Origin of the sequence: Tepidiforma sp. (genome assembly GCF_026419595.1) — a bacterium.
Lineage (GTDB): Bacteria > Chloroflexota > Dehalococcoidia > Tepidiformales > Tepidiformaceae > Tepidiforma.
In genome coordinates this window covers 1-4111 of the sequence record NZ_JANZZD010000052.1, presented here as the reverse complement: position 1 = coordinate 4111, position 4111 = coordinate 1, and the positions used below count along the sequence as shown (strand labels likewise).

The following is a 4111-nucleotide window of genomic DNA, read 5'->3' as shown; positions in this document are numbered from 1 at the left end:
AGCGTCTCGCCAGTTTGGAAGGTGCTCCTCAAAGAGGTAGCCGCGTCGAGCTGCTTCTGCAGGGTCTCAGCTTCTGCCGCATTGCCGGCCTGTCGCGCTTCGTTCAGCCGGTTCCGGATATCCGTCACGATGGGCCCCATCGTGGCGTAGGTTTCGTTGTCCCACCCCATCTTGTTGCCATCGACGGCAGCGCTCGCAGCCGAACGGCGCATGTGCATCGCGATGTAGTAGTTCGCATAGCACTCGGCTTGCTTACCGGTAACCAGGGCCTGGCCCGCGTACTTGATCAGGCAGGTCGAGCCTGGCTTCCAGGTCTTCTCCTCGTCGCTGAGGCGATCCTCGGTCGCGAAGGTGATGCGCTGGTCCCCGAGCTGGGACTTTACGTAGTCGCGGCCCCAGCTGGCCTGGTTCGAGAGCACTGCTCCGAGGATGACGAGCAGGATGGCAATGCCAAGACCGCCCGTGGAGAGGATGATGTCCAGAGTTCGTCGCTTCATGGGAACCTCCAATCGAACTGGTGGCCCAGGGGCCCGTGCCGTATTGCCGCGCGGCAGCTGCCATGAGGTGCGCGAAGCAACCTTTGCTTCTGCAACGTTCACGCACGATGACATTACTCGAGTGTGTCAACTGGAGGATGGGCCACAAGGCCCGTTTTTGGGCCCCCTCGGACCACTAACCCCGCCGGGCCAGCCTCAGCCGCGGTCCGCGAAGGTGGCGAGACCGTCGAGGTGGCAGGTGTCGTTGTGGCGCACGATGACGAGCCGGCCGCGCCCGTCGCGGACCACCTCGGTGAAGGAGCAGTTGCCGACGCGGAAGGTGCCGCGCCTGTGCAGGTCGGCGCCGAGCACGAGGTGGCAGACCGCCGCGACGACGCCGCCGTGGGTGACGGCGACGGTCGTGCCATCGAGCCGCGTCAGCCGTTCGAGCAGGGAGCGCACGCGGGCTGCGAAGGCTTCCCGGCCCTCCTCGCCGGGGAACCGGACCGGCTCGCCGCGGCGCTGCGCTTCGAGCACGCCCGGGAAGCGGGCGCGGATTTCGGCCGGGGTCAGCCCGCTCGGCGCGCCGATGTCGTACTCGGCCAGCTCCTCCACGGTCTCCGGCGCGAGGCCGGCCTGCGCGGAGAGGACGGCGGCCGTCTCGAGGGCGCGGCGCTGCGGGCTCGAGACGAGGCGGTCGATGGCAGCGCCCGCGAGGCGCGCGGCGGCGCGTTCGGCCTGGAGCCGGCCGCGCGCGGTGAGGCCGTACTCGATGCGCCCCTGGAAGACGCCGGCCGCGTTCCCCTCGGATTCGCCGTGGCGGACGAGGATGAGCCGCACCGCTACTCCGTGAGCCGCCGGTAGAGCGTCGGCAGGCGGCTCGGCAGCGATTCGATGTCGGCGACGACCTCGTAGCCCATGTCCTCGCACATCGTCTTCAGGTAGTCGTGCCCGGCCCGGTCGACCGTCAGGGCGAAGGGCGTGATGCCTTCGCGCTTCGCCTCGTTCAGCGCCTGCTTGGTGTCGTGGATGGCGTACTCCTTCTCGGTGCGGTCGCGGCCGTAACCGTGGTCCTGCGGCCGGCCGTCGCTCAGGAGGAAGAGGATTTTCACCTTCGCGTCGGTCTGCATGAGCTTGAACGTGGCGTGGCGGATGGCCGGGCCCATGCGCGTCGACCGGATCGGCGTGATCTTGTCGAGCCGGTTCTTGATCTTCTGGTCGAGCGTCTCGTCGAAGTCCTTGATGACGAAGAACTCGACGTTGTCGCGGCCGTAGCCGGAAAAGCCGTAGATGCCGTACTGGTCGCCGATCGTCTCGAGCGCCGTCATGAGGAGGACCGTCGACTCCTTCTCGAGGTCGATGATCCGCTTCGGCGGCGAGGTCAGCTCCTGCCGGCGCTTCGAAACCCACCAGCTGAGGTACTTCCGCGGGTCGTCGTCGTAATCGTCGTCGTCGTACTTCTTGTCGCGCTTGTTGATCTCCTCGTCGGTGCTGGCCGACATGTCGATGAGGAAGGCGACGGCGACGTCGCGCTCGATCTTGTTCCGGCGCCAGTAGATCTTCTCGGTCGGGTTGGCGCCGGCGCGCTTTTCGACCATCCATTCGATGGCGGAGTCGAGGTCGAAGTCTTCGCCGTCGGGAAGCCGCTTGATTTTCCGGAACATCTCCGGCTTCATCAGCTCGAACTGCTTGCGGGTCTGGGCGACGAGGCCGGCGTGCTCCTTGAGCGCCTTTTCGTAGAAGCCGTCGTCGCCTTCTTCGAGCTTCGCCTCTTTGACGGCGCACCAGCGGGGCTTGTAGTCCTGCGCGCGGAAGTCCCACTCGTCGTAGTAGTAGACGGTGACGATGGGCTTGAGCGGCTCTTCGCCTTCGCCTTCGCCGGTGGAGTTGTCGCTGGTCGGCTGGCCGCCCTGGTCGCCCTTTTCGGAAGCGGGCGTGCCAGCCTCTTTCATGAGGTTCGAGAGGAACATGCCGGTCGAAGCGTCGAGGTCGCCCTCGTCCATCGCGTCGAGGTCGATTTCGACGCTCTTGGCGAGGAGCTCGGCGAGCTGCTCGGGGGTGAGGGGCATCGTCTGCTGCTGGCCGGCCTGGCCGCCCTGCGCGTTCTCGCGCAGCTTCATGAGGAGGTCGACGAGCTCGGGCTTGAAGTCGCCGCGGAAGTCGATCTCCTGGGGGCTTTCGTACTCTTCTTCGCCTTCGCCGGCGCCGCCGAGCTGGGCCTGCGAGCCCTGGGCGCCGCCTTCGCCGGCTGCCTCCATCGGCATCGCCTGGCCGGCTTCCATCGGCTCCACGGCGTCCCACGAGCCCGGGTCGACGTCGTCGTGGATGTTGGGGATGGAGACGGCGATTTCGTAGAGGGCGAGCGCGGCCTCGGCGGCGTCTTCGACCGTGGCGCCGGGTGCCTGGAGGGCGGTGAGGATGCCGAGCGCGCGGCTCATCGCCTCCGCGCGATGCCGCGGCCAGCGGACCAGGTGGAGGCCGTCGAGACTGGCGCGGACGAGGTTTTCGACGAAGGCGTTGCGGAGCGGCATCATCTCGACCGGCGGCCGCCGCTCCAGCTCCTCGGCCTGCATCCGCACGAGGTGGCGCCGGATGCCGCCGTATTCGTCCTTCACGCGGGCGTCGATGCGCGCGTCTTCGGCGATGGTGAAGAGGTCGCTGGCGAGCTGCCGGTCCGGGAAGAGGTCGAAGAACGCCTCCATGTCCGTCGTGGCCGGGCGCTCGCGGTCGCGGACGAACGCGTGCCGCCGCGTCGGGAAGACGGCGCCGGGGCGGTCGAACTCGAACTGGAAGCTCCCGAACTCGATGTGCGCGGCCTGGTGGGTGGCGAACACCTTCATCGCCGCGAAGTTGTCCTCCTTGTTCGGGAACCGCTCCATCAGCTCCGGCAGGAAGATCGTCGTCCCGTCCGTGCTGGCGCGGTGCTCGTCGACCCAGCCGATGCCCTTCTCGGCGAGCGACTCGGCCGTCTGGATGCTCACGTTGCGGCCGGTGAGGGCCTTGCAGTAGAGGCGGAGGACCTCGCCGACGCGCGAGAGCTCGACGCGGGAGGAGAGGTTTTCGAGGATGTCCTCGGCCCGGGTGGACTGCAGCCGGAAGTACGCTTCGCCGCCCTCGGCCGAGGCCTGGAGGATGCGGAGGCCGGCTTGCTGCCACGCTTCCAGCTCGTCGATGCGGATGCGCTGGAGCACCGTCGGCATCGCCGTCAGGAAGTCCATCGCCGCAAACGGCGAATACGGCGCCAGCTGCTCGGCGAGCATGATGACCTGCTGGTGGTCGTTCGGGTCGACCTCGCCGAGGGCGTTCGCGGCGTCTTCAAAGTACTGGTAGGCCGAGCGCTGGTGGTGCCCGCGCGCAGCCTGCGCGGCGAGGAGGAGGAACCGCTCCCGCAGGGCGCTGTGCACCTTTTCGATGAGCGGCACGCCGCGGTCGAAGTAGAGGCGCGAATCGGCCCAGGAGGTCTGGGCGAGCTCGGTCGCGAAGGTGATGAACGGCAGCCGGTCGTCCTCGTCGAGCCGCGCGAGGACGGCCGGCGCGGAGGCGAGGCAGGCGCTCGCGAGTTCGTAGCTGTGCCGGGCGAGCTCGTCGATGAAGATGATCAGCCGGGATGCCTGCCCGATGCGGAGCACGCGGAA

The 4111-nt window shown here is 67.9% G+C and carries 3 protein-coding genes; all 3 read right to left on the bottom strand.

Features of this window, described 5'->3' with window-relative positions:
- Positions 1-497 (bottom strand): hypothetical protein (locus N2041_RS14145; protein WP_297679222.1); only part of this gene is annotated, 497 nt, incomplete at its 3' end.
- Between the two features lie 195 nt (positions 498-692).
- The gene (locus N2041_RS14140) at positions 693-1316 is read right to left on the bottom strand and encodes a histidine phosphatase family protein (RefSeq protein ID WP_297679221.1); all 624 of its coding nucleotides are present in this window, start codon (positions 1314-1316) and stop codon (positions 693-695) included.
- Positions 1317-1318: 2 nt separating this feature from the next.
- A partial coding sequence (locus N2041_RS14135; protein WP_297679220.1) for a VWA domain-containing protein occupies positions 1319-4111 on the bottom strand: 2793 nt, incomplete at its 5' end.